Source organism: Bacillus sp. PAMC26543, from assembly GCF_014250375.1.
Lineage (GTDB): Bacteria > Bacillota > Bacilli > Bacillales > Bacillaceae > Bacillus > Bacillus halotolerans.
Window position 1 is genome coordinate 1259612 of the sequence record NZ_CP060193.1, and the last position, 24900, is coordinate 1284511.

At 43.7% G+C, this 24900-nt stretch carries 23 protein-coding genes and 1 other annotated feature; of the genes, 18 read left to right on the plus strand and 5 right to left on the minus strand.

The window, feature by feature from the left end; genetic code table 11:
- Window positions 1-10: 10 nt before the first annotated feature.
- From acsA to sr7p, 3 genes are all read left to right on the plus strand, one after another.
- Entirely contained in the window at window positions 11-1732 is a 1722-nt protein-coding gene (gene acsA / locus H7F27_RS06295) for an acetate--CoA ligase (RefSeq protein WP_024122507.1), read from the plus strand.
- 54 nt (window positions 1733-1786) lie between these two features.
- Window positions 1787-2028 (plus strand) — a binding site (T-box leader).
- A gap of 48 nt (window positions 2029-2076) precedes the next feature.
- Window positions 2077-3345, plus strand: coding sequence for a tyrosine--tRNA ligase (gene tyrS, locus H7F27_RS06300; protein ID WP_101860115.1), 1269 nt, complete (start codon window positions 2077-2079; stop codon window positions 3343-3345).
- A 131-nt stretch (window positions 3346-3476) separates the two neighbouring features.
- Window positions 3477-3605 (plus strand): small protein SR7P, encoded by a 129-nt coding sequence (gene sr7p, locus H7F27_RS20805; RefSeq protein WP_024122505.1) that lies wholly within the window; start codon window positions 3477-3479, stop codon window positions 3603-3605.
- A 22-nt stretch (window positions 3606-3627) separates the two neighbouring features.
- On the opposite strand, the gene rpsD is transcribed toward sr7p, so the two are convergent.
- Window positions 3628-4230 (minus strand): 30S ribosomal protein S4, encoded by a 603-nt coding sequence (gene rpsD, locus H7F27_RS06305; RefSeq protein WP_024122504.1) that lies wholly within the window; start codon window positions 4228-4230, stop codon window positions 3628-3630.
- A gap of 294 nt (window positions 4231-4524) precedes the next feature.
- On the opposite strand from rpsD, the gene H7F27_RS06310 reads away from it, so the two are divergent.
- Window positions 4525-6267, plus strand: a complete 1743-nt coding sequence (locus H7F27_RS06310) for a diguanylate cyclase domain-containing protein (protein WP_024122503.1) — start codon at window positions 4525-4527, stop codon at window positions 6265-6267.
- A 44-nt stretch (window positions 6268-6311) separates the two neighbouring features.
- On the opposite strand, the gene H7F27_RS06315 is transcribed toward H7F27_RS06310, so the two are convergent.
- Window positions 6312-6800 carry a GAF domain-containing protein gene (locus H7F27_RS06315; RefSeq protein ID WP_101860116.1) on the minus strand — a complete coding sequence of 163 codons (489 nt, stop codon included), beginning with the start codon at window positions 6798-6800 and terminating at the stop codon, window positions 6312-6314.
- Between the two features lie 129 nt (window positions 6801-6929).
- Here H7F27_RS06315 and refZ point away from each other — a divergent pair, with 129 nt between their 5' ends.
- Window positions 6930-7565 carry a transcriptional regulator RefZ gene (refZ, locus tag H7F27_RS06320; protein WP_101860117.1) on the plus strand — a complete coding sequence of 212 codons (636 nt, stop codon included), beginning with the start codon at window positions 6930-6932 and terminating at the stop codon, window positions 7563-7565.
- Here the strand turns inward: refZ and hisJ are convergent.
- Window positions 7549-8355 carry a histidinol-phosphatase HisJ gene (gene hisJ / locus H7F27_RS06325; protein ID WP_101860118.1) on the minus strand — a complete coding sequence of 269 codons (807 nt, stop codon included), beginning with the start codon at window positions 8353-8355 and terminating at the stop codon, window positions 7549-7551. The two genes, refZ and hisJ, sit on opposite strands and share 17 nt — an antisense overlap.
- A gap of 196 nt (window positions 8356-8551) precedes the next feature.
- On the opposite strand from hisJ, the gene ezrA reads away from it, so the two are divergent.
- Window positions 8552-10240, plus strand: coding sequence for a septation ring formation regulator EzrA (gene ezrA / locus H7F27_RS06330; RefSeq protein WP_044153843.1), 1689 nt, complete (start codon window positions 8552-8554; stop codon window positions 10238-10240).
- Window positions 10241-10329: 89 nt separating this feature from the next.
- Here the strand turns inward: ezrA and brnQ are convergent, their stop codons facing one another.
- Window positions 10330-11670: a branched-chain amino acid transport system II carrier protein gene (gene brnQ, locus H7F27_RS06335; RefSeq protein ID WP_101860119.1), complete on the minus strand. Its 1341-nt coding sequence runs from the start codon at window positions 11668-11670 to the stop codon at window positions 10330-10332.
- A 192-nt stretch (window positions 11671-11862) separates the two neighbouring features.
- Here brnQ and H7F27_RS06340 point away from each other — a divergent pair, with 192 nt between their 5' ends.
- The 5 genes from H7F27_RS06340 (at window position 11863) to H7F27_RS06360 (ending at window position 17898) form a co-directional block, all read left to right on the plus strand.
- Window positions 11863-13008, plus strand: coding sequence for a cysteine desulfurase family protein (locus H7F27_RS06340; RefSeq protein WP_101860120.1), 1146 nt, complete (start codon window positions 11863-11865; stop codon window positions 13006-13008).
- Between the two features lie 3 nt (window positions 13009-13011).
- Entirely contained in the window at window positions 13012-14217 is a 1206-nt protein-coding gene (gene thiI / locus H7F27_RS06345) for a tRNA uracil 4-sulfurtransferase ThiI (RefSeq protein ID WP_101860121.1), read from the plus strand.
- A 92-nt stretch (window positions 14218-14309) separates the two neighbouring features.
- Window positions 14310-14519 carry an alpha type acid-soluble spore protein SspA gene (gene sspA, locus H7F27_RS06350; protein ID WP_014114778.1) on the plus strand — a complete coding sequence of 70 codons (210 nt, stop codon included), beginning with the start codon at window positions 14310-14312 and terminating at the stop codon, window positions 14517-14519.
- A 177-nt stretch (window positions 14520-14696) separates the two neighbouring features.
- Complete coding sequence (mbcS, locus tag H7F27_RS06355; RefSeq protein WP_101860122.1) at window positions 14697-16286, plus strand: acyl-CoA synthetase MbcS; 1590 nt, start codon at window positions 14697-14699, stop codon at window positions 16284-16286.
- A gap of 19 nt (window positions 16287-16305) precedes the next feature.
- Window positions 16306-17898, plus strand: coding sequence for an amidohydrolase (locus H7F27_RS06360; RefSeq protein WP_101860123.1), 1593 nt, complete (start codon window positions 16306-16308; stop codon window positions 17896-17898).
- Window positions 17899-17933: 35 nt separating this feature from the next.
- Here the strand turns inward: H7F27_RS06360 and H7F27_RS06365 are convergent, their stop codons facing one another.
- Window positions 17934-18737, minus strand: a complete 804-nt coding sequence (locus H7F27_RS06365) for an NAD kinase (protein ID WP_024122495.1) — start codon at window positions 18735-18737, stop codon at window positions 17934-17936.
- Window positions 18738-18921: 184 nt separating this feature from the next.
- Between H7F27_RS06365 and sppA the strand changes: the two genes are divergently transcribed.
- The 7 genes from sppA to H7F27_RS06400 all read left to right on the plus strand — a co-directional run bounded on the left by sppA (window position 18922) and on the right by H7F27_RS06400 (window position 24858).
- Window positions 18922-19929 (plus strand): signal peptide peptidase SppA, encoded by a 1008-nt coding sequence (sppA, locus tag H7F27_RS06370; RefSeq protein WP_044153849.1) that lies wholly within the window; start codon window positions 18922-18924, stop codon window positions 19927-19929.
- Between the two features lie 12 nt (window positions 19930-19941).
- Window positions 19942-20436, plus strand: coding sequence for an RDD family protein (locus H7F27_RS06375; protein ID WP_101860124.1), 495 nt, complete (start codon window positions 19942-19944; stop codon window positions 20434-20436).
- 76 nt (window positions 20437-20512) lie between these two features.
- Window positions 20513-21193, plus strand: a complete 681-nt coding sequence (locus H7F27_RS06380; protein WP_101860125.1) for a DUF2953 domain-containing protein — start codon at window positions 20513-20515, stop codon at window positions 21191-21193.
- 13 nt (window positions 21194-21206) lie between these two features.
- Window positions 21207-21662, plus strand: a complete 456-nt coding sequence (gene ytfJ, locus H7F27_RS06385; protein WP_024122491.1) for a GerW family sporulation protein — start codon at window positions 21207-21209, stop codon at window positions 21660-21662.
- A 109-nt stretch (window positions 21663-21771) separates the two neighbouring features.
- Window positions 21772-22275: a thiol peroxidase gene (gene tpx, locus H7F27_RS06390; RefSeq protein WP_024122490.1), complete on the plus strand. Its 504-nt coding sequence runs from the start codon at window positions 21772-21774 to the stop codon at window positions 22273-22275.
- A 61-nt stretch (window positions 22276-22336) separates the two neighbouring features.
- Window positions 22337-23323, plus strand: coding sequence for a class I SAM-dependent methyltransferase (locus H7F27_RS06395; RefSeq protein ID WP_105990212.1), 987 nt, complete (start codon window positions 22337-22339; stop codon window positions 23321-23323).
- Window positions 23324-23670: 347 nt separating this feature from the next.
- Entirely contained in the window at window positions 23671-24858 is a 1188-nt protein-coding gene (locus H7F27_RS06400) for an acetate kinase (RefSeq protein ID WP_024122488.1), read from the plus strand.
- Window positions 24859-24900: the final 42 nt, after the last annotated feature.

Below are 24900 nucleotides of genomic sequence, written 5' to 3' on the forward strand. Positions count from 1 at the left end.
ATGTTTTGACATGAATTTGAAAGCGTTACCAGCTATAGAGGGGGATCATAACCTAGAAAACTACGATGAAACGTATCGGCAATTTGATTGGTCTGAAGCGGAGAAACATTTCTCTTGGCATAAGACAGGGAAATTGAACGCGGCTTATGAAACGATAGACCGCCACGCCGAATCTTTTCGGAAAAACAAAGTAGCGCTTTATTATAAGGACGCAAAACGGGATGAAAAATACACATTTAAAGAAATGAAAGAAGAAACAAACAGAGCCGGGAATGTACTGAGACGGTATGGAAATGTGGAAAAAGGGGACCGCGTTTTTATTTTTATGCCGAGATCACCCGAGCTTTATTTTATTATGCTAGGCGCTATCAAAATCGGCGCAATCGCCGGGCCGTTATTTGAAGCGTTTATGGAGGGGGCTGTTAAGGACCGGCTGCAAAACAGCGAGGCAAAGGTTGTCGTCACGACGCCTGAGCTTTTGGAAAGGATTCCGGTTGAAAAGCTGCCTGATTTACAGCATATATTCATAGTCGGCGGCCAGGCTGAAAAGAGAGGAACAAACATCATTCACTATGATGAAGTGGCTAAGCATGAGAGCACAAGACTGGACATTGAATGGATGGACAGGAAAGACGGCTATTTGCTTCACTATACATCAGGATCTACGGGTACGCCAAAGGGTGTGCTTCATGTCCATGAGGCGATGGTTCAGCAGTATCAGACAGGAAAATGGGTCCTTGATTTAAAGGAAGAGGACATTTATTGGTGCACGGCCGACCCAGGCTGGGTGACTGGAACGGTGTACGGGATTTTTGCGCCGTGGCTGAACGGAGCGACAAATGTTATTGTCGGCGGACGATTCAGCCCGGAAAGCTGGTATGGAACGATTGAGCAGCTTGGCGTAAACGTCTGGTACAGCGCGCCGACTGCCTTTCGAATGCTGATGGGAGCCGGAGATGAGATGGCTGCCAAATATGATCTGACTTCACTCCGCCATGTGCTGAGTGTCGGTGAACCTTTAAACCCGGAAGTGATCAGATGGGGGCATAAAGTTTTTAATAAACGGATTCATGATACATGGTGGATGACAGAGACGGGCGGACAGCTGATCTGCAACTATCCTTGCATGGATATTAAACCAGGCTCGATGGGAAAACCGATTCCCGGTGTAGAAGCAGCAATCGTTGACAATCAGGGGAACGAGCTTCCGCCGTATCGAATGGGGAACCTCGCCATTAAAAAGGGCTGGCCTTCTATGATGCACACGATTTGGAACAACCCTGAAAAATACGAATCTTATTTTATGCCTGGCGGATGGTATGTGTCGGGTGATTCTGCCTACATGGATGATGAAGGGTATTTTTGGTTCCAAGGCAGAGTGGACGATGTCATCATGACCTCCGGTGAGCGTGTCGGACCATTTGAAGTGGAAAGCAAGCTTGTCGAACATCCGGCAATTGCGGAGGCGGGGGTCATTGGAAAACCTGATCCCGTGCGCGGCGAAATCATCAAAGCCTTTATCGCTCTCAGAGAAGGGTTTGAGCCATCTGATAAACTGAAGGAAGAAATCCGCCAATTTGTCAAACAAGGTCTTGCAGCCCATGCGGCTCCGCGTGAAATTGAATTTAAGGATAAGCTGCCAAAAACACGGAGCGGTAAAATCATGAGACGTGTGCTGAAGGCGTGGGAACTGAATCTTCCGGCCGGAGACCTGTCAACGATGGAGGATTAAAAGGCGCCGTTGACACGGGATTTTATTTATGTTAAAAATGATATAGCTTCATATGAAAAGGTAAAGATTGAGACAAGTAGAATATCCTTACGTTCCAGAGAGCTGATGGCCGGTGAAAATCAGCACAGACGGATATATCGAATACACTCATGAACCGCTTTTGCAAACAAAGCCGCTCAGGCTTTCAGTAGTGAAAGAACGGACCTGATCCGTTATCAGGCAAAGTGATAAGAGCGAAAAGCTGTATGTATGCTCTTATTAGTAGGGTGGTACCGCGATAATCAATCGTCCCTTCGTTTACACGAAGGGGCGTTTTTATTTTATTAAAAAAGGAGCTTTATCTCATGACAAACTTACTTGAAGACTTATCCTTCCGCGGATTGATTCAGCAAATGACGGATGAAGAAGGACTGAATAAACAGCTGAACGAAGAAAAAATCCGCCTGTACTCAGGCTTTGATCCGACAGCAGACAGCTTGCATATCGGGCACCTGCTGCCCATTTTAACACTCCGCCGTTTTCAGCTTGCGGGGCACCATCCGATTGCGCTTGTGGGCGGCGCGACGGGTTTAATCGGCGATCCGAGCGGAAAAAAAGCTGAGCGTACGTTAAACACGGCTGATATCGTTGTCGAATGGTCGCAAAAAATCAAAAATCAACTTTCAAGATTTCTTGATTTTGAATCAGCGGAAAACCCGGCTGTTATGGCAAATAACTACGACTGGATCGGAAACATGAATGTGATCGACTTCCTTCGTGACGTCGGCAAAAACTTCGGCATCAATTACATGCTGGCAAAAGATACAGTCAGCTCCAGAATCGAATCCGGCATCTCTTACACGGAATTCAGCTACATGATTCTTCAATCTTATGATTTCTTAAACCTGTTCAGAGAGAAAAACTGTAAGCTGCAAATCGGCGGAAGCGATCAATGGGGCAACATTACAGCTGGCCTTGAGCTGATCAGAAAATCTGAAGAAGAAGGAGCAAAAGCATTCGGTCTTACCATTCCGCTTGTAACGAAAGCGGACGGCACAAAATTCGGAAAAACCGAAGGCGGCGCAATTTGGCTTGATAAAGAAAAAACGTCCCCATATGAGTTCTATCAATTCTGGATCAATACAGACGACCGTGATGTAGTGAAATATTTAAAATACTTCACGTTCCTTTCTAAGGAAGAAATCGAAGAATATGCTGAAAAAACTGAAACAGCACCTGAAAAGCGTGAAGCGCAAAAACGCCTGGCAGAAGAAGTGACAGCGCTCGTTCACGGACGCGAGGCACTGGAGCAAGCGATTAATATTTCCCAAGCATTGTTCAGCGGCAATATTAAAGAGCTTTCTGCCCAAGACGTAAAAATCGGTTTTAAAGATGTGCCTTCTCTAGAAAAAGACACCGCTGAAGAACTGTCACTCGTAGATGTGCTGGTTGAATCGAAACTGTCACCGTCTAAACGCCAAGCCCGTGAAGATATTAAAAACGGAGCCGTTTACATTAACGGTGAACGCCAGACAGAAATTGACTATATCTTATCTGCTGAAGACCGCATTGAAGATCAATTTACTGTTCTGCGCCGCGGGAAGAAAAAATACTTCCTTGTCACATATAAATAAGAAAAAAACATCCTTTGCTTAATTGGCAAAGGATGTTTTTGGTTTAGCGCATAGGAATTTGAGGGAAAGAGTATATTAGATAGGGCAAACACGACCATTCACCACCTTTTCAATAGGAGGGAGAGCTCACCGTGAATCTCATGTGTACGATCGCCAAAGAAAGATTACAGCGGGATTATTGGGAGCAGCAGACCAGAGAAAGTGTTGTCCAGCAGGAAACGGTAGAAGAATCAGACGAAAAAAAACCCCCGACCGCATAGCGGCAGGGGGTTTTTTAAACGATTAACGAGAGTAGAACTCAACGATAAGCGCTTCGTTAATTTCCGGAGCAAGTTCAGAACGCTCTGGAAGACGAGTGAATGTACCTTCAAGCTTTTCAGCGTCGAAAGTAAGGTATTCAGGAACGAAGTTGTTTACTTCAACAGATTCTTTGATGATAGAAAGGTTTCTTGATTTTTCGCGAACACCGATTGTTTGACCAGCTTTTACTTGGTAAGACGGGATGTCAACGCGGCTTCCGTCTACAGTAATGTGGCCATGGTTAACCAATTGGCGAGCTTGACGGCGAGTACGCGCTAAACCTAGCTTGTACACAACGTTATCAAGACGAGAATCTAAAAGAATCATGAAGTTTTCGCCGTGTTTACCAGTCATTTTTGCAGCTTTGTCAAACAATGTACGGAATTGACGTTCGTTTACACCGTACATGTGACGAAGCTTTTGCTTTTCTTGCAATTGCAAACCGTATTCTGATAATTTTTTACGTTGTCCTGGGCCGTGTGGACCTGGAGCGTAAGGGCGTTTTTCTAATTCTTTTCCTGTTCCGCTAAGAGAGATTCCTAGACGGCGGGACAGTTTCCAAGATGGACCTGTATAGCGAGCCATAATGTGACTCCTCCTTTGGTTTTAATTTTGTGGAAAATAAAAACCGTCTGTTCTATTCGACCATGGACATTTTGTTTTCATGTATCCTCGCTCCAGCAGCAGAGAGTTACACGATACACCTTACTGATAAGGAACAAAATGAAAACATAGAAGCTGAACAAAAAGGCTGCAATATTTCACACAAAGGTCATTATATAATTTATTTGTTTTGAAGTCAACCATTCATCCATTATCGCTTTGCTGTTTATGATATAATAAACAAAAATTAGTGGTAAACTTTTTAGGTGATAAAACATGATAGAACAAACAAAAGATCAATTACCCGCCTTTCGTTATCATATGCTCGATTTTTTATTAACCAAATCTGTAAAGGTCTCATTCACCGACTCTCTTTTATGGCTGACATCGGCTATTCAAACATATTTTCCATCACTTTGCGTATCCCTTTTACCGTCTCCATCTGATCACATGGCACAAATGGCAGAGGATGAAGTGCATTTTTCTGCATCGAAAATAAATGCCTCATTTTATGTTATCGAGGATCATGTCTCCGGCAGGAGCTTTCATTTAACATGCAGGCAGGACGGAGTGTTTCCGGAAGAGCTTCCGGATTTGATTTCTTCTTTTTTGAATCAGTCAATGAAACAGGAAAGACTTTATATCAAAACAATCTATCAAAAAAAGATATACAAGATGACAGAACTGTTCCATTCGCTGCTCGACCAGACGGAAGTGTTGAAGAAGCTTCTTGAAAGCTTACACACCACGTTTCCCCTGTTTCAATTTTCTCTGTTTATTTCTCATGATCAGGACCAATGTATAGGTGTTCCTGCAAAGGAACTGTATATGGAAGGGGAAGATGCCGATTCCTTTGCGCTTAAAGTCTATCTATCCGGGAACATTTTGCGGAAAAATGAAACGGTCGCTTACATCCCAATTAAAGGGCAGCAGGGAACGTACGGCGTTCTGATGGCAGGTGGGGCGGGAGACAGTCCTCTTACCGACGTGTACCTTGATGAAATGTCACTGATAGCAAATGCGGCGGGAAAGGCGTTTGAAAATGCCCAGCTCTATGAACAATCCAAAACAAGTATTGCAAACTTGGAATTAATTAATGAAACATCGCGCCGTCTCAACCAGCGGCTGACGCTGACGGATACGATGAACGATCTTGCTGTGAGAATGGCTGAATCATTTCATGCTGAAGAAGTGGGTTTTTTCCATATTGACCATTTTGAACATCAGACACTGCTTCCCGGGAGCACAGCATTTTTTAAAGAAACGAAGTCGTCTGATATATATAATGAAATAAAAGAAAAACTGTACGAAGGTGAGAATGGCGTTTTTATCGGAAATGGACAGTCTGTGTTTGGAAAAGCCGGATACGGTTCACTTATGGCTGTTCCGATGATGGAGAATGACCAGCTCCTGGGATTTGCCGTTTTGCTGAAAAAGGAAATGTACGCTTTTACATTTGAAATGTACAAGCTGTTCCAAGCGCTGATTCATCACGCAACGCTGGCTGTGACCAATTCGATGCTTCGCGACCGCCTTGAGCATCTTGTGAAAACGGATCAGCTGACAGAGCTGTATTCAAGAGTCTATTTAGATGAAAAAATCCAATACAGCATGAAAATTCATCAAAAAGGCGTTTTTATTCTTGTTGATATTGATAATTTTAAAAATGTAAATGATACGTACGGACATCAGACAGGGGACGAGATTTTAATACAGGTCGCTTCCGTTATCAAAAGCAATATTCGTAAGCATGATGTCGGCGCCCGCTGGGGGGGCGAGGAGCTGGCGGTTTACCTTCCGAATGTGACGGTTGCTGTCGGGAAACGGATTACCGAAAGGCTTGTTTGTGCGGTGAGAAAAAGCACGAAGCCTGAGGTGACGATTTCATGCGGAATCTCCTGCTGGGACTCAGAATCGAAAAAATCCTTGAAGGAGCTTGTTCACGAGGCCGACGAAGCGCTTTACACCGCGAAACGCAGCGGGAAAAACCGTTTGATGATTCACGAGTCGATAAAATGAAAAAAGCCCAAAACGCTACATGTTTTGGGCTTTTGTTGTATGCTCTACACTAAAGCTTTTTCAAGGATTTCTGCAAATTGTGTAAGATACTTTTCATCGATCTCATCAAATCGGTTTTTGACAGGGCTGTCAATGTCCAAAACGCCGACTAGGTTTCCGTCTACATGAATCGGAAGCACAATTTCTGATTGAGATGCTGCATCACAGGCGATATGTCCCGGAAATGCGTTTACATCCGCAACTCGCTCTACTTTTCCGTTTGCATATGCTGTTCCGCAAACGCCTTTGCCGAAAGGAATACGGACACATGCCGGCAGACCTTGAAATGGCCCTAACACAAGCTGTCCTTCCCCTTCTTTAGCAAAATAGAAACCGGCCCAGTTGACCTCAGGCAATGAATGATAAAGCAGTGCTGACGCATTTGCGTAGTTTGCAATTTGGTCTGTTTCGTCTTCTGTTATGGCTTCGAGCTGTTTGAGCAGAAGCTGATAGTCTTTTTCTTTATCTCCAGATTGTTGTTCGACATGAAACATGGAAAACCCTCACTTTTTCTATAATATAAAACAAAATCCCGGCTTTTCTGCCGGCATTTGTCGATAAGTTCTTACAGGAACAGCCGGTCTCCGCCTTGAATTTGTAACAAGAGGAAGGAGTGAGCCGGTATGAAAGTAAGCACCAAAGACAAAATTATTGAATCTGCTGTCATGCTCTTTAACCAAAAAGGATTTTCTGGCACATCTGTCCGTGAAATTGCAAAGTCAGCTGATGTAAATGTTGCGCACATCTCCTACTATTTTAAAGGCAAAGGAGGTTTGATGGAACACTTAGTTTCAGAGTTTTACGAAGGCTACAATAAAACACTTGAAACAGCGGCAGGCAACATCTCTTTTCAAAGCACGCAGGAACAGCTTCTCCAATTGGTTTTCGATATTTTATCCTATCAGCATAACAATCGTCAATTAACTCGGTTTGTCTACCGGGAAGTCACCATTGATTCGACTTTAATAAGGGAAATAATGTCGACGTACCTGATGAAGGAAAAGTATATCTTCCAGCTGATTATTGAGGAAGGAGAAAAACAGCGAGAACATTTAACGCTGCCGCTGCCTCATTTTATTCTTCAATTAAAATCTCTCTTGATGATGCCCTATCTCCAGCCTCAATATATTTCAGAAGTGCTCTATATGCAGCCGCACGAGCCGTACTTTTATAAAATGTATTTTGAAGAAATCAAGATTTGGATCAGAAGCGTATTCCGGACAGGAGACATGCGGGCACAAATTAGCGCAGTTCAGTAAATTTCTCATACGCGTATCCGACATCACCCGCTTGATGGGCATCAGACCCGAATACAAGCGGGATGTTTTTTTTCTTCGCCGCCTCAATCATCCAATCCTCCAGATAAATATCCCCCGCGTATGTTTTTCTCAGACCTGATGTATTAAAGTCGAGCTCCATTCCGTTTTCCTTGACAGCGTTCAGGCACTCAGAAGCAAGTCTGCGAATATGATCGGACATTTTATAAGGAAACAGCCTGATGAATTTTTTAACGAGTGTGATGTGACCGACTCTTTTTGGCTTATAGGCGCCGAGAGATGCTACAATAGAAGAATAAATGCTGCGGTAATACAGTTCATATACAGCTTCGATGCTTCCGCACTCTGAGATCAGCTTTTTAAATGTATGCTCATCATAGTCGAGGCACAGATAAGACGAGCTTGTGCGCAAAAAATGAACGGATAAGATGCTGTCATCTAAAAATGGGCCGTATGTATTCAGAAACGATTTGATTTCATCTTCGTATTCAGCAATATAATCGACCTCAAGCCCGGTCCGTATGTTAAGCTGTCCGCGATATTCTTTTTTTAATCCGGAAATTTCATTAATGTAGCGTTCCAAAGAGGCTTGCGCCATCGCGCTGTCTTTTTGCGGTGTCGGATCGGTAAAAGAGGGAGGCAAAGGAGCGTGCTCTGTAAACGTAATTGATTGAAAGCCTTTTTTTATCGCTTCCTCCGCATATTGTCTGAGTGTGTCTGTTGTTCCGTGAGGGCAAAATGGTGTGTGAATATGTCCGTCTCGCTTTAGCATTGGTGTCACCCCGTGAAAAAATAGTCAAATCCTGCCGATTTTGCACAAAAAGTTTTTGATTTCTGCTCAAAAAATGTTGGTTACATGGTATCATAATAACAATGAAAACGACAGTTTTTCTCAATACATATCCTGAAATCTTTCTGAATAAATAAAACACCCTGACAGATTAAGGTTAACAGCAAGGGGGCTCATTATGGAGTTTGTCATTGGATTATTAATTGTACTGCTCGCGCTGTTTGCGGCGGGCTACTTTTTCAGGAAAAAAATCTACACGGAAATTGATCGTTTGGAATCTTGGAAGATTGAAATTCTCAATCGATCGATAGTGGAAGAAATGTCCAAAATTAAACATCTGAAAATGACGGGGCAGACAGAAGAGTTCTTTGAGAAATGGCGTGAAGAATGGGATGAGATTGTCACTGCCCATATGCCGAAAGTTGAAGAGCTCCTTTATGATGCCGAAGAATGCGCGGACAAATACCGGTTTAAAAAAGCCAATCAAGTGCTCGTTCATATCGACGATCTCCTGACAGCGGCGGAATCGAACATTGAAAAGATACTCCGGGAAATCAGCAATCTCGTCACAAGTGAAGAAAAGAGCCGCGAAGAGATTGAACAGGTAAGAGAACGCTACTCAAAGTCCCGAAAAAACCTGCTGGCATACAGCCACCTTTACGGAGAGCTTTATGACAGCCTTGAAGCAGATCTTGACGAGATTTGGAGCGGGATCAAACAGTTTGAAGAAGAGACAGAGGGCGGGAACTATATTACTGCAAGAAAAGTTCTCCTTGAGCAGGACCGCAATCTAGAACGGCTTCAGTCGTACATAGATGATGTGCCGAAACTGTTAGCCGACTGCAAGCAGACGCTGCCGGGCCAGATTGCAAAGCTCAAAGACGGATATCGCGAAATGAAAGAGAAAGGGTATAAGCTTGAGCATATCCAGATTGATAAGGAGCTGGAAAATCTGTCAAATCAGCTGAAACGGGCAGAACATGTTTTGATGACTGAGCTGGATATTGATGAAGCATCTGCCATACTGCAGCTCATAGACGAAAATATTCAATCTGTTTACCAGCAGCTCGAGGGTGAAGTTGAAGCAGGCCAATCTGTGTTAAGCAAAATGCCTGAGCTGATCATTGCTTACGATAAGCTGAAAGAAGAGAAGGAGCAGACAAAGGCGGAAACTGAACTGGTGAAGGAAAGCTACAGACTGACAGCTGGTGAGCTAGGCAAACAGCAGGCCTTTGAAAAGCGCATTGATGAAGTCGGCAAGCTGCTTGCGTCAGTAAAAGATAAGCTGGATGCAGAGCATGTCGCCTACTCTCTTTTAGTTGAAGAGGTCGCATCAATTGAGAAGCAGATTGAAGAAGTGAAAAAAGACCATACGGATTACCGTGAAAAGCTGCAGGCTCTTAGAAAAGAAGAACTGCAGGCGAGAGAGACACTTGGCAATCTGAAAAAAACAATTTCTGAAACAGCAAGACTGCTGAAGACAAGCAACATCCCGGGCATCCCGAGTCATATTCAAGAGATGCTGGAAAACGCACATCATCACATTCAAGAAACGGTCAATCAATTAAACGAAATTCCTTTAAATATGGAAGAGGCCGGAGCCCATCTGAAACAAGCGGAAGATATCGTGAACAGGGCAAGCCGGGAATCAGAGGAACTGGTAGAGCAGGTTATGCTGATTGAAAAAATCATTCAGTTCGGAAACCGATTCAGAAGCCAGAACCATATTTTATCTGAACAGCTGAAAGAAGCGGAAAGACGGTTTTACGCTTATGATTATGAAGAATCCTATGAAATTGCGGCTGCAGCTGTAGAGAAAGCTGCGCCAGGTGCTGTGAAAAAAATAAAAGCTGATTTATCCGCTTAAATTCAGATCGTAAAAAAGAGCCCGCAGTTTATGAGCGGGCTCTTTTTTATTAAAAAAACGCCTGCGCAGTAACGCAGGCGACCATAACATTAACTTATTTCTTTAAGCTGCTGTTTGGATGTACCGATGAAAAAGGTAAGAATATAGCCGATAATGGCGGCGATGATTCCAGGAATCACCCAGCCGATGCCAAGGCTGTATAGCGGCAGATTCTCATTTAAAAACGTATTTAGAGCTCCGAGCGAAAAGCCGGCTGCTTTTATTCCGTCTAAAATACTGAATAATCCTGTACCGATTAAGCATGCAATGTAAACTTCACGTCTTTCTTTAAAGAGCTTATCAATAAATGAAAGAACGATAATGACAATGGCAAGCGGATAAATAGCTGATAAAATAGGAACTGAAAAAGCGATAATTTGAGCAAGCCCGAAATTAGAAATCATCAGGCTGAATAAAGTGACGATGGTAACGACAATTTTATATGATAACGCAGGGATAAGCTTTGAAAAATATGTGCCGCAAGAAGTGACAAGCCCAACGCTTGTGGTTAAACACGCGACTGTGATAGCTGATCCAAGTACGATATTTCCTAATGAACCGAATAAATAATGGGACGATGCTGATAAAATTTTAGCTCCTTCACCAACAGGCCCGATTGCGTTTGTGCTTGTTGCACCTAGGTAGGCCAGAGAAACATAAATGAATGTGAGCCCTAATGCAGCAATTATTCCGGCTTTAATACAAGCTGCCGCAAGAGCTTTTGATTGTGTAACGCCTCTGCTTTTCACAGCATTTACAACGACAACACCAAATACGATTGAAGCAAGCGCGTCCATTGTTTTGTAGCCTTCCAAAAATCCTTTAAATACCGGTGTTCCTTTATATGCTTCCGTTACTGCACCTAAACCGCCCATTGGCGTGATAATCGCTTTGAGAACAATCACTAAAATAATTGTGAATTTAATTGGAGTGAGAATTTTTCCGATTCGATCCACGACTTTGGTTGGGTTTAGTGCTAAATAGTAAGTAATGCCGAAAAAGATGAGTGTAAAAATTAATAAAGACAGTCTTTCAGGAACGCCAGCCAGAAACGGAACTGCACCAATTTCATAAGAAACGGTTCCTGTTCTCGGGATGGCGAATAATGGTCCGATTGATAAATAAAGCACAACAGTAAATACTGTACCGAATGCAGGGTGAGCTTTATCAGCAAGTCCTTTAGCATCCTTGCCGGTTAATGCGATAGCGATAATTCCGAGAAGAGGCAGACCTACCCCGGTCAGTAAAAATCCGCCGATGGCTTTCCAGACATTGTGTCCGGCTGCTTGTCCAAGTTCCGGCGGATAAATCATATTTCCTGCTCCAAAGAATAGCGCAAATAGCATGAAACCAATAATAATGGTATCTTTGACAGGCAGTGAGTGTTTCATGAAAATCCTCCTAATAATTATGTTAAAATATTCTGTCAATTAATTGTCAGATAATATGACGAAACGAACAAATCTTATTATATGGTAAAAAATTTAGAAGTCAATACTAGCTTTTTGTAATTTTCTATTAAATTTTGTTATGGTAACATAAATATCATACCTTGTACCGCTTTCATAAAGGAGTAAAAAAAGATGATATATTTAGATAATAGTTCAACGACCAAACCTTATCATGAAGTCTTGAACGTTTATGAACAGACTAGCAGCCGATATTTTGGCAATCCTTCATCTTTGCACCGATATGGAGCCGAAACGGAACAGCTGCTTCAGGCAGCCAAAAATCAAATAAAAAGAGCCTTGGGCCTAAAGAATTATGATATTGTATTTACGTCAGGTGCTACAGAAGCTAATAATGTGGCTTTAAAAGGAGCCGCTTTGTCAAAGATAAAAACAGGCAAACATATCATTGCCACTTCTATCGAACATCCGTCCGTTACTGAATCTTTGGAGCAGCTGACAGAGCTATTCGGGTTTGAAGTAACTTATCTTTCAGTAAATGAAGATGGATTTGTGTCCATTAAGGAACTGAAAGATGCGATTCGGCCGGATACCGTGCTTGTCAGCATGATGCATGTGAACAATGAAGTTGGCTCCGTGCAGCCGATTGAAGAGGCTGGAGAAGTGCTGAAGCAGTATCCGAACATTCTGTTTCACGTCGATTATGTGCAAGGCATCTTTAAAGTTCCCTTGGCGATCGAGAATGCCGGCATTGATCTTTGTTCCATATCCGGCCATAAATTCCACGGACTGAAGGGGACAGGTGCACTTTTAGTAAAGGAAGGAACGCGTCTTATCCCGCTGATAACAGGCGGCTCTCAGCAAAAAGGCATACGTGCAGGAACTGAGCATACAGCAGGTGCGGTTTCACTGGCCAAAGCCATCAATCTCGCGGCTGATGATTATCATCATCACCTTGAAAGAATGGCGGCCGCAAAGGAATTGTTTATGAAAAAGCTGAGTGATTCAGACGGTGTTGTCTTAAATACTCCTCAAAGCAATAGCGCCCCGCATATCATTAATTTCTCTGTGCCGGGCATAAAAGCGGAGGTGCTTTTGCACATGCTGGAGGAAAAGGATATATTCGTTTCAACGACATCAGCCTGCTCGGCAAAGGAACATAAACCGAGCAAAGTCCTGTTACAGATGGGCAAGGGAGAGCAGATTGCCGGAAGCAGCATCAGAATCAGCTTAAACTACAGCCAGACAAGCGATGTGACAGAGCCATTTATGAACGCGCTTGTGCCTGGCATCAAAAAACTAAAAAAAATGATGAGGTAGAACATGAATTACGATCATATATTAATTCGTTTTGGGGAGATATCAACCAAAGGAAAAAACAGAAAAAGCTTTATTGAACGCTTAAAGCAAAACGTCAGGCTTGTCCTGAAAGACTATCCAACATTAAAATACTTTTCTAATCGGGATCGTATGACAATTACATTAAATGGAGTGGACCCTGAGGCTATTTTTCCTCACTTGAAACAAGTATTTGGCATTCAAAGCTTCAGCCTGGCTATTAAGTGTGAGAGCCGTCTTGATGATATTAAGACAACTGCCCTGCAGGCGATCAAGGATCAATATCAGCCTGGAGATACATTTAAAGTCGCGACAAAGAGAGCGCATAAACAGTTTGAATTAGATACAAATGAAATGAACGCTGAAATCGGCGGCCATATTTTGCGAAATACAGAAGGGCTGACAGTTGATGTCCGCAATCCAGACATTCCGCTCAGAATTGAAATCAGGGAGGAAGCAACCTTTTTGACGATTCGCAATGAAAAAGGAGCCGGCGGACTTCCTGTCGGTTCAGCAGGGAAAGCGATGCTGATGCTTTCCGGCGGTTTTGACAGCCCGGTAGCCGGTTTTTACGCAATGAAAAGAGGACTCTCAGTAGAAGCTGTCCATTTCTTCAGCCCGCCATACACAAGCGAACGTGCGAAACAAAAAGTGATGGACTTAGCGAAGTGTCTGTCTCGCTTCGGAGGAAGCATGACGCTTCATATCGTCCCGTTTACAAAGACGCAAGAGCTGATCCAAAAACAAATTCCTGAAAACTATACGATGACGGCAACCCGCCGCTTAATGCTTCAAATTGCCGACAGAATCAGAGAAAAAAGAAACGGGCTCGCGATTATTACGGGGGAAAGCCTCGGACAGGTAGCGAGCCAGACGCTTGAAAGCATGTACGCGATTAATGCGGTTACGTCTACACCGATTCTGCGTCCGTTAATCGCTATGGATAAAACAGAAATCATCGAAATATCACGGGAAATCGGCACATACGAAACAAGCATCCAGCCATTTGAAGATTGCTGCACGATCTTTACGCCGCCAAGCCCGAAAACACGCCCGAAAAAAGAAAAAATCGAACACTTTGAGAGCTTTGTGGATTTTGAACCGCTGATTCAAGAGGCGGTTGATCACATTGAAACAATGACATTATATAGCGAACAAGAAGCAAACGACAAATTCGCAGAACTCTTTTAACTAAGAGCCGGCTCCTGTATACAATTACCAAAGATTTTCTGTATGAAGCCATGTGTTTTAACACATTCTATACTCACAAGGAGGTGAGACACATGGCTAACAATAACTCAGGTAACAGCAACAACCTTTTAGTACCAGGAGCTGCTCAAGCTATCGACCAAATGAAATTGGAAATCGCTTCTGAATTCGGTGTAAACCTTGGAGCAGAAACAACTTCTCGCGCTAACGGTTCTGTTGGAGGAGAGATCACAAAACGTCTTGTATCTTTTGCTCAACAAAACATGGGCGGAGGACAATTCTAATTTACAATTTCACATAATGGCTTAGGAGTGGGGTTTTTCCCCACTCTTTTTCGTTTTTTTATAAAAAAGGACCAGCGGCCTATAAAAACCGATGTTTATGGAGCTTGTTTTTAGGCATATCCTTACGGAAACGGCATGTATTTATGTATAATGGGTGGAGAAAGTGAGGAGTTGTTCGTGTTGAAACGAGAAGATTTAATTGCCCCAATGGAATACAATTTAGTTAATGAAATCGAAAAGTTCAGTGCAACTGGACAAAAAACCGCCCTATTATGGGAGGATGAATCGGGCAAACAAAAATCATGGTCGTATGAAAAGCTTATGGAAGAAACAAATAAAATCGGTGCGGCTCTGGCTGATCTTGGATTTAAAAAGGGAGATAAACTGATTGTAATGGTGCCGCGTGTGCTCGAAGCCTATGCCGTTTATCTGGCTATCCTGAAATCGGGAATGGTCGTTATTCCTTGTTCTGAAATGCTTCGTGCGAAAGATCTTGAATACCGGATTGAACATGCCGAAGTGAAAGGCGCCATTGTTTATTCTGCTTTTATTGGCGCTTTCCGTGATGTCAGTACTGCAGACCGCCTGATTAAACTGTCGATTGGTGAAAATGATGCCGGATGGAAAAATCTATTAACGATTGATGCGGATGGAAGCCGTTTTCAAACTGCTGATACAACAAGAGAAGACATGGCGTTCTTGTCTTATACTTCCGGAACAACGGGACAGCCGAAAGGTGTTGTACATACACATGGATGGGCATTTGCTCATTTAAAAACATCTGCCGGTGCATGGCTTGATATTTCTGAACAGGATACCGTATGGGCGACTGCTGCGCCAGGCTGGCAAAAATGGGTGTGGAGTCCGCTATTGGCGGTACTCGGAAGCGGAGCAACAGGTTTTGTGTATCAAGGCAGATTCAAAGCTGAAAAATATTTAGAGCTTTTAAACCGCTACAAAATCAATGTTTTCTGCTGTACGCCGACGGAATACCGTTTAATGGCAAAGGTCGAAGGCTTAGATAGCTACGATCTTTCAGCCCTGCACAGCGCTGTTTCAGCCGGTGAGCCGCTCAACCGCGAAGTGATTGACGTGTTCCAAAAGCATTTCGGCGTCAAGGTCAGAGACGGATACGGCCAAACAGAAAGCACGCTTTTAGTCGGTGTCTTAAAGGATATGGACATTAAACCGGGAAGCATGGGAAAACCGACACCGGGAAATCAGGTGGAGATCATCAATGAAGACGGTGAAATCTGCAAAACTGGTGAGGTTGGCGATATCGCTGTTCACCTCAGCACCCCGGCGCTCTTTAAAGAATATTTTAAAGATCCGGACAGAATGAAAACACAAATTCGCGGCGATTATTTCCTGACAGGAGACAGAGCAAGAAAAGATGAGGAGGGTTACTTCTGGTTTGAAAGCCGAAATGACGATATCATTATCAGCTCCGGCTACACGATCGGGCCATTCGAAGTGGAAGATGCGCTCGTGAAGCACCCTGAAGTCAAAGAATGTGCTGTTGTCGCAAGCCCTGATGAAATAAGAGGTTCCATCGTTAAAGCATACGTTGTCCTGCAAGATCACGAAAAACGCAGTGATGAGCTTGTCAAAGTTCTGCAAAATCATGTGAAGACCATTACGGCTCCATACAAATATCCAAGAGAGATTGAATTTGTCGAAAGCCTGCCGAAAACGGCTTCTGCAAAAATCAGACGAGTGGAATTAAGAAAACGTGAAGAACAGCTCAAAGCCAATAAAAAGGCGTAAAGAAAGAGAGTGAACGTGAATGAAGGCGATATGGCACGGCGGTTTCATTTATACGATGCTCGAAGAAGGCCACCAAACGGAGGCTGTTTATGTTGAGGATGGTGTCATAAAAGGCACCGGCAGCTATGAGAGTCTGAAGAAGAAATACAGTTCACCGGAAACAAAAGACATCAGTTTGAACGGAGCAGTCATGTTTCCAGGATTTGTGGACAGCCATTTGCATCTGATCGGGCACGGAGAAAAACAGCTCCAGCTTGATCTGTCTTCGTTTACATCTAAAGAAGCTGTGCTGCAGGCTGCGAAGGCAAGAGAAGAGAGCCTGTCTGAAGACGATTGGCTCATTGGAGAGGGCTGGAATGAAAATCAATTCCAGAAGCCGGCTTATTTGACGAAGCATGACCTTGATCCTTTATTCCCGGACAGGCCCGTCCTGCTCAAGCGGGTATGCAGGCATGCAATAGCGGTCAATTCTGCGGCGCTGCAAGCCGCGGGAATTTCAAAAGCCACTCCTGATCCCGATGGCGGAGTGATTGGCAGAGATGCAGATGGCGAGCCGACTGGGCTTCTGTTTGATAAGGCGCAGGATCTGGTCCTGCAAGCCGTTCCGCCTGTATCTCAGCACTATGTTGATCAGGCGCTTACAGCGGCCATTCAGGATTGCTGGACAAAAGGCCTGACAGGCGGCCATTCGGAAGATTTGTCTTATTATGGCGATGTGTCCGTTCCGATGAATGCTTATGAGACGGCTGCGGCAAGCGGAAAGTATCCGTTTCGCTGTCATTTGCTCGTTCATCATGAAGCGGTTGATCGGTGGGAGCAAATGAAGAAGCCGTCTGGCCCGTACGTTGAATTCGGTGCGATGAAACTATTTTCTGATGGAGCACTTGGCGGGAGAACAGCTTTGTTAAAAGAACCGTATCATGACGATCCTTCTACAAACGGTGTTCAAGTCCATGATGATGAAACACTCAGCCGCCTCGTTCAAAAAGCGAGAGAGAAAGGAATGGAGGTTGCCGTCCATGCCATTGGCGACCTTGCCTTTGAAAAAGTGCTGCAGGCTGTCGAGCAGCATCCGCCAAAAAGCGGCCGGCATGATCGTCTGATCCATGCTCAGGTGCTGAATGATGAACTGATTGAAAAAGCAGCACGCATGCCGATTGCTCTTGATCTTCAGCCTCATTTTGTCGCCAGTGATTTTCCATGGGTGATTGACCGTCTTGGAGAAGGCCGTATGAAAACAGCTTTTGCTTGGAAAACACTGATCTCTAAAGGCATTTTATGTGCAGGGGGTTCTGATGCTCCGATTGAGCCTGTTGAGCCGCTTCTCGGCATCCAGTCTGCGGTGCTCCGGACAAGCAGCCGCGAACAGAACGGTCCGAGCTATAACGAAAGCGAGTGTTTAACAGTATATGAAGCTATCAGGCTTTATACAGCAGGAAGTGCTGAGATCATTTACAAAGAGCAGACACGGGGGAAAATAGCCGAAGGGTATGACGCGGATTTTACCGTTCTCAGTGAAGATCCGTTTACAATTGACCCGAAACAGCTTCATCTTTTAAAGATAGAAAAAACCGTTATCAACGGTCAGATTGTATATGAGAATCAACAGTAAAAAGGACAGGCGAATAGCCTGTCCTTTTCTTTTTTCTATAAAAATGTCCGTTTTACTTTCTCCCAAAATGAATTGTCCTTTAGTTTCACTGTTTTTATTTTTTTATCAGACAGCTTGATTTCAATCGTTTTCACGTTTCTTGTGCTGAGTGCTTCATTGTCCAAACCGATAATCGGGTGTTCATTTCCGGCTTGCACCACACGAAGCGTCAGCTTTCGTTCAGAGCTGAGGACAAACGGAGACCCTAGCGTGCGGTAGGTATTATTGTTAAGCGAAGCAAGCTCCGTTACCTGCATGCAGGGAAGCAGCGGATCAACGACAGCTCCAGCCACAGACTTATTATAAGCTGTGCTGCCTGTAGGCGTGGAAATAATCATCCCGTCTCCTCTGAACGTTTCGAAGTGCAGATCGTCAATCAGCACATCCATCACAAAGGTTTTAATTATGCTCGAACGAATGGAAACTTCGTTTAAACAATGAAAAGGACTGGTCTGATCCACTGTCACTTCAATCAGCGGATATTTTCTGACCTCAATTTGTTCAAACGTCATCGCATCCACCATTTTTTCATGCTCATCACTATTAAAATCACAGTATAAATGAGCTTTCCCCTTTTTGGTGATGCCGACGTATAAGCAGTCGTCACGGAAATTCGTCTTTCTGACCGCCTGCAAAAATGTACCGTCTCCGCCTACACTGGCAATAATATTGGCGTCAGAAGGCTGATTGACAACAGTAAATCCGTTCTCTTCAGCCAATTGTGTTAAGGAGCTGACTTGTTTGTTTGTTTCCTGGTCCTGTTTGTGAAAAAAATAAACATTACGGCGATGATCGGTCATATCCCATTTCCCCTTTGCTGTCATATTTAAGTTTTTCTGCCATCCAGTATTTGTGATAAAATACCTTTGGTCATAAGTGTACCACGTTTGCCGGCAGCCCGTTAAGCCGGAGCTTTCTCATCAATGAAACATTTTTTCATTTGAATCGTATAATGAGAGAGTTTGGGAAAAAGGAGGAGAAAAAATGAATGCAAAAAGATGGATCGCATTAGTGATCGCCCTTGGGATTTTTGGCGTGTCTATCATCGTCAGTATCTCAATGAGTTTCTTTGAAAGTGTCAAGGGTGCCCAAACAGACCTTACGTCACTGACAGATGAATCTCAGGAAGTGACGCTTGAAAACGGAAGCCTTTCCAGCAAAATCGCCGTTTTGGAGGTCAGCGGCACCATTCAGGATAATGGTGATTCGAGCAGTCTGCTCGGTTCAGACGGATATAACCACCGAACATTCTTAAAAAACCTTGAGCAGGCAAAAGAGGATGATGCGGTAAAAGGGATCGTACTCAAGGTAAACTCTCCGGGAGGCGGAGTGTATGAAAGTGCCGAAATACATAAAAAACTGGAAGAAGTAAAAAAAGAAACAAAAAAACCAATCTATGTGTCAATGGGATCGATGGCAGCTTCCGGAGGTTATTATATCTCAACAGCTGCCGATAAAATTTTTGCGACACCGGAAACCCTGACAGGATCTCTTGGGGTTATCATGGAGAGCGTGAATTACTCAAAGCTGGCTGATAAGCTCGGCATCTCTTTTGAGACCATTAAAAGCGGGGCTCACAAGGACATTATGTCTCCTTCCCGTGAGATGACAAAAGAAGAAAAAAATATCATGCAATCTATGGTTGATAACTCCTATGAAGGCTTTGTCGATGTCATTTCGGAAGGCCGCGGCATATCGAAAGCGGAAGTAAAGAAAATCGCGGACGGACGCGTGTATGACGGGCGGCAGGCGAAAAAACTGAATCTTGTGGATGAACTCGGATTTTATGATGATACAATTGCGGCCATGAAAAAGGATCATAAAAACTTGAAAAACGCTTCTGTCGTCTCTTACGAGGAAAGCTTCGGATTAGGCTCTCTGTTTACCATGGGAGCGAACAAAATGTTTAAAAGTGAAATTGATTTTCTGAATATGAGAGAAGTTCTTTCACAATCCGGTTCGCCGAGAATGATGTATCTCTATGCGAAGTAGGAGGGATCAATAATGGATGCGACATATGAAGAGTTAGAGCGCAGCGACATCGCAGGCCCGGATCAAGCGGAACAGCTTACACACGCATATGCGGGCTTTTGGGTCCGTTTTTGGGCTTTCCTGCTTGATTGGCTCGTTGTGTGGGGGGTAAACCATTTAATCGTTTCTCCCATCTTTACTTTACTGGATCTGCCGAAAACATCCGGCATGTTCACCATCTCAGCGTACAGCATCACAACGCTTTTCGTTTATCTGGCATACTTTGCGCTGATGACCAAATACTTCAGACAAACGCTAGGAAAAATGGTGTTCGGCCTCAAAGTAATTTCTGTCAAGCAGGGCCATAAGCTGACATGGAGCACCGTGATTTTCCGTGAAGTGGTCGGGCGGTATATTGATAAAATTTGGATTTTATATATCATCGTCGCTTTTTCTCCTAAAAAACAGGGGATTCATGATTACATTGCTGATACAACTGTGGTGCACGAAAAATTATATCGTAAATAACAGATAAACCCGGACCCCGTCCGGGTTTATTTTTTGCTGAATGGGCGATAATGCTTCCTAGAGGAAGTGAAAGAATATGGTATATGTGCTGTCAGCCATTCTTATTCTTATAGGTATCGTGCTGCTTCTCAGAATGAAAATTCATGTTGCCGCGGAGTATCTTCATGCTGAGGATAATGACAAAATAACTTTGAAAATTACAACGCTGTTTGGCCTGGTTCGGATTAAAAAAACAATTCCGGCGATTAAGGTGAACAAAGATGACGGAACAGTCGATATCAGACAGAACACAAAAACGAAAGTGAAAAAAAGCAGCAGCAAGAAAAAAATTACGTTTGATGATGTGCAGCAAAGCATCAATAAAATTGAAATGCTTCTGCATCATGTCACTAAGTTAAGGAAAATCAGCGCCTCTTTTATAGCGCATTTGCATATCACAAAACTCGAATGGATCACAGTTGTCGGGGTTCATGACGCAGCAGTGACAGGTGTGTTAACGGGTGCCGTATGGGGAGTCAAAGGCGGTATCGCAGCTATGCTTCATGACCATTTAGACTTTGTGAACAAGCCTGTTTATGAAGTGATTCCATCGTTTCAAGTCCCTGTTTCCAAGACCCATTTTCAGTGTATATTCTTTTTTCGCTTTGGACATGCTATGCTTGCAGCTTTCAAATTCGTCAAATACGGACGGGAGCTTTCTGTATTAAAGAAAAATCCGTCGGCTCGAATGACTTCAAAGAATGATTCATCAGTTTAAGGAGGAAGCGTATATGGCAGACCATCCCATCCAAGGTTTAATGAAAACCGCAATGGAAAACTTGAAGGAAATGATTGATGTTAACACAATCATCGGGGATCCGGTTGAAACACCGGATGGAAGCGTGATTTTAACCGTTTCTAAAGTCGGATTCGGATTCGCCGCAGGCGGCAGCGAGTTTGGCGGCAAGCCGGCTGAGAAAAAATCGGAAGACGATGAAACAAGAGAACAAAAACTGCCCTTCGGAGGCGGAAGCGGAGGCGGTGTGTCCATTACGCCGATCGCGTTTTTAATTGTCGGTTCGACTGGCATCAGAATGCTTCATTTAGATGAAAATACACATTTGATTGAGAAAATTCTAGACGCAGCCCCTCAAACACTGGAACGCATACAGCAAATGTTTAAGAAAAATAACAAGAATCAAAACCAAGGCCAAAATCAAAACCAAATGAACAATATGAATTATTAAAGAAGGGTTAACTGCGGCGGCCGCAGTTAACTTTTTTTTGGCATAAACTTTGCAGTTTGCAAGAAACTTTACTATGATAGAAACATACATACGAAAGGGAGGAATTATAATGGCTGAAATTACATTTAAAGGCGGTCCGGTTACGCTTGTCGGACAAGAAGTGAAAGTAGGGGATCAAGCTCCTGATTTCACAGTGCTGACAAACAGCCTTGAAGAAAAATCGTTAGCTGACATGAAAGGAAAAGTAACGATTATTTCTGTTATCCCTTCAATTGACACAGGCGTTTGCGATGCACAAACCCGCCGCTTTAACGAAGAGGCTGCAAAGCTTGGAGATGTCAACATTTACACAATCAGTGCGGACCTTCCATTTGCACAGGCGCGCTGGTGCGGAGCAAACGGAATTGACAAAGTAGAAACTCTGTCAGACCACAAAGACATGTCATTTGGCGAAGCGTTCGGTGTATACATAAAAGAACTTCGTCTGCTTGCGCGTTCCGTATTTGTGCTTGATGAGAACGGAAAAGTCGTTTACGCTGAATATGTAAGCGAAGCAACGAACCACCCGAATTATGAAGAGCCGATTGAGGCTGCCAAGGCATTATTGAAGTAAGCAGGTGAAAAAAGCTCCAGGCTGCCGCCGGAGCTTTTTTCATGGCAAGGAGGAACACATTATGCAAAACGATCATGTAGGTGCGGTATACGGGCTGCTGGATGATGCCGCGATCATCATAAAAAATGAATTGCAGATTTCATATATAGAAGCGCTTGCCGAAGCGGGAGAAATGTATTTTCTTGAAAAAACGGATCAGCTGAAGCTGCCGAAGGAGAAGGCTGAAAAGCTTCAAGCACTGCTTGAAAAAGCCGAATTTGACACATATGAGCACGAGTGGGTGCGCAAAGCATTCCAGCTTGCCGTCCTAAAGGGATTAAAGGATATATCCCATCCAAACAGACAAATGACGCCGGACACAATCGGGCTTTTTATCAGTTATCTGGTAAATAAATTTATGGCAGGAAAAAAGGAGTTAACGCTTCTTGATCCGGCTGTAGGAACGGGAAATCTTCTGTTCACCGTGTTAAACCAGTTGTCTGAAAATACGGCGAAAAGCTATGGCATAGAGATAGATGACGTGCTCTTGAAAATCGCCTATGATCAGGCGAACCTTCTGAAAAAAGAGCTGGAACTGTTCCACCAGGACAGCCTCGAGCCGCTGTTTATCGATCCGGTTGACACAGTGATATGCGATCTGCCGGTTGGCTATTATCCGAATGACGAAGGGGCAAAAGCCTTTGAACTGAAAGCGGATGAAGGCCATTCCTTCGCTCATCATTTGTTTATTGAGCAAAGCGTCAAGCATACGAAACCGGGCGGCTACCTGTTCTTTATGATCCCTAATCATTTGTTTGAAAGCTCTCAAAGCGACAAGCTGAAGCAGTTTTTCAAGGACAAGGTTCATATCAATGCACTATTGCAGCTGCCGAAATCAATTTTTAAAGACGATGCCCATGCCAAAAGTATCCTTGTGCTTCAGAAAACAGATGAAGAGACGAAAGCGCCAAACCAAATTCTGCTTGCGAATCTGCCGTCTTTCTCCAACCAGAAGGCGATGCTCGACATGATGGCGCAAATAGATGCGTGGTTTACTAAGGAAAAATAGAAAATGAAAAAACAGTTTGAGCGTCCGTCATATGAGGAAGCTTAAACTGTTTTTTTGTATGTACATCTGGGGGCAGATAAACGAATTGAATAGGGTTTCAAAACACAAAATACGAAAGGAGAAACTGCAGGATGTAAGCGTTAATCAATGTTAAGCGCATAGGTAATGTGTCTGAAAATAACGACTTCTTATTGTAAGCGTTATCAATACACAAGTTGACTTGAAAAGCCGACATGACAATGTTTAAATGGAAAAGTCAGATATTTTTCGGGAGAAAATGATGATTCACCCGGGAAAAAAGTACGAAAAACGAAGATGTTGATACAGAGTAAAAAGGAGCGTCAATCATGTCCAAAATTATTGCAATTAACGCAGGAAGCTCGTCTTTGAAATTTCAGCTTTTCGAAATGCCTTCAGAAACCGTTTTAACGAAGGGCTTAGTTGAACGAATCGGTATCGCCGACAGTGTGTTCACGATTTCTGTAAACGGCGAAAAAAATACAGAAGTAACTGATATACCTGATCATGCGGTAGCGGTTAAAATGCTGCTTAATAAGCTGACAGAATTCGGCATTATCAAAGATTTAAATGAAATTGACGGAATTGGACACCGCGTGGTACACGGCGGAGAAAAATTCAGCGATTCCGTTTTATTAACGGACGAAACAATTCAGGAGATTGAAGATATTTCTGAATTGGCGCCGCTGCACAACCCGGCAAATATCGTCGGAATTAAAGCCTTCAAAGAAGTGCTTCCAAATGTCCCTGCGGTTGCTGTTTTTGATACGGCATTCCACCAGACAATGCCTGAGCAGTCTTACCTGTACAGCCTGCCATACGAATACTATGAAAAATTCGGTATCCGTAAATACGGCTTCCACGGCACTTCACATAAATATGTGACTGAGCGTGCGGCAGAGCTTCTCGGCCGTCCGTTAAAAGATTTACGCCTGATTTCCTGCCACCTTGGCAACGGCGCAAGTATTGCAGCTGTTGAAGGCGGAAAATCAATTGATACATCTATGGGCTTCACGCCGCTTGCCGGTGTTGCAATGGGTACACGCTCTGGAAACATCGATCCTGCCCTTATCCCATACATTATGGAGAAAACAGGCCAGACAGCTGACGAAGTACTGAATACATTAAACAAAAAAAGCGGACTGCTTGGCATCTCCGGTTTCTCAAGCGATCTTCGTGACATCGTTGAAGCAACGAAACAAGGAAATGAGCGCGCGGAAACTGCGCTTGAAGTCTTCGCGAGCCGCATCCACAAATACATCGGTTCTTACGCTGCCAGAATGAGCGGTGTTGATGCGATTATCTTTACTGCCGGTATCGGTGAAAACAGCGTAGAAGTCAGAGAACGCGTTCTTCGCGGTCTGGAATTTATGGGTGTATACTGGGATCCTGCGCTTAATAACGTACGCGGTGAGGAAGCGTTCATCAGCTACCCTCATTCTCCAGTAAAAGTTATGATCATTCCGACTGATGAGGAAGTTATGATTGCACGAGACGTTGTTCGTTTAGCTAAATAATGCAAAAAGCACATTCACTTGAATGTGCTTTTTTGTTGAAGC

Bases quoted from the DNA above. Each gene is read 5' to 3' on its own strand.
- H7F27_RS06380 (WP_101860125.1), top strand. From the start codon at position 20,513: ATGGTATATGTGCTGTCAGCCATTCTTATTCTTATAGGTATCGTGCTG.
- ezrA (WP_044153843.1), top strand. From the start codon at position 8,552: ATGGAGTTTGTCATTGGATTATTAATTGTACTGCTCGCGCTGTTTGCG.
- rpsD (WP_024122504.1), bottom strand. From the start codon at position 4,230: ATGGCTCGCTATACAGGTCCATCTTGGAAACTGTCCCGCCGTCTAGGA.
- H7F27_RS06375 (WP_101860124.1), top strand. From the start codon at position 19,942: ATGGATGCGACATATGAAGAGTTAGAGCGCAGCGACATCGCAGGCCCG.
- tyrS (WP_101860115.1), top strand. From the start codon at position 2,077: ATGACAAACTTACTTGAAGACTTATCCTTCCGCGGATTGATTCAGCAA.
- H7F27_RS06310 (WP_024122503.1), top strand. From the start codon at position 4,525: ATGATAGAACAAACAAAAGATCAATTACCCGCCTTTCGTTATCATATG.
- H7F27_RS06395 (WP_105990212.1), top strand. From the start codon at position 22,337: ATGCAAAACGATCATGTAGGTGCGGTATACGGGCTGCTGGATGATGCC.
- H7F27_RS06360 (WP_101860123.1), top strand. From the start codon at position 16,306: ATGAAGGCGATATGGCACGGCGGTTTCATTTATACGATGCTCGAAGAA.
- brnQ (WP_101860119.1), bottom strand. From the start codon at position 11,670: ATGAAACACTCACTGCCTGTCAAAGATACCATTATTATTGGTTTCATG.
- ytfJ (WP_024122491.1), top strand. From the start codon at position 21,207: ATGGCAGACCATCCCATCCAAGGTTTAATGAAAACCGCAATGGAAAAC.
- sspA (WP_014114778.1), top strand. From the start codon at position 14,310: ATGGCTAACAATAACTCAGGTAACAGCAACAACCTTTTAGTACCAGGA.
- H7F27_RS06365 (WP_024122495.1), bottom strand. From the start codon at position 18,737: ATGACCGATCATCGCCGTAATGTTTATTTTTTTCACAAACAGGACCAG.
- tpx (WP_024122490.1), top strand. From the start codon at position 21,772: ATGGCTGAAATTACATTTAAAGGCGGTCCGGTTACGCTTGTCGGACAA.
- sppA (WP_044153849.1), top strand. From the start codon at position 18,922: ATGAATGCAAAAAGATGGATCGCATTAGTGATCGCCCTTGGGATTTTT.
- hisJ (WP_101860118.1), bottom strand. From the start codon at position 8,355: ATGCTAAAGCGAGACGGACATATTCACACACCATTTTGCCCTCACGGA.
- refZ (WP_101860117.1), top strand. From the start codon at position 6,930: ATGAAAGTAAGCACCAAAGACAAAATTATTGAATCTGCTGTCATGCTC.
- acsA (WP_024122507.1), top strand. From the start codon at position 11: ATGAATTTGAAAGCGTTACCAGCTATAGAGGGGGATCATAACCTAGAA.
- thiI (WP_101860121.1), top strand. From the start codon at position 13,012: ATGAATTACGATCATATATTAATTCGTTTTGGGGAGATATCAACCAAA.
- H7F27_RS06340 (WP_101860120.1), top strand. From the start codon at position 11,863: ATGATATATTTAGATAATAGTTCAACGACCAAACCTTATCATGAAGTC.
- H7F27_RS06400 (WP_024122488.1), top strand. From the start codon at position 23,671: ATGTCCAAAATTATTGCAATTAACGCAGGAAGCTCGTCTTTGAAATTT.
- H7F27_RS06315 (WP_101860116.1), bottom strand. From the start codon at position 6,800: ATGTTTCATGTCGAACAACAATCTGGAGATAAAGAAAAAGACTATCAG.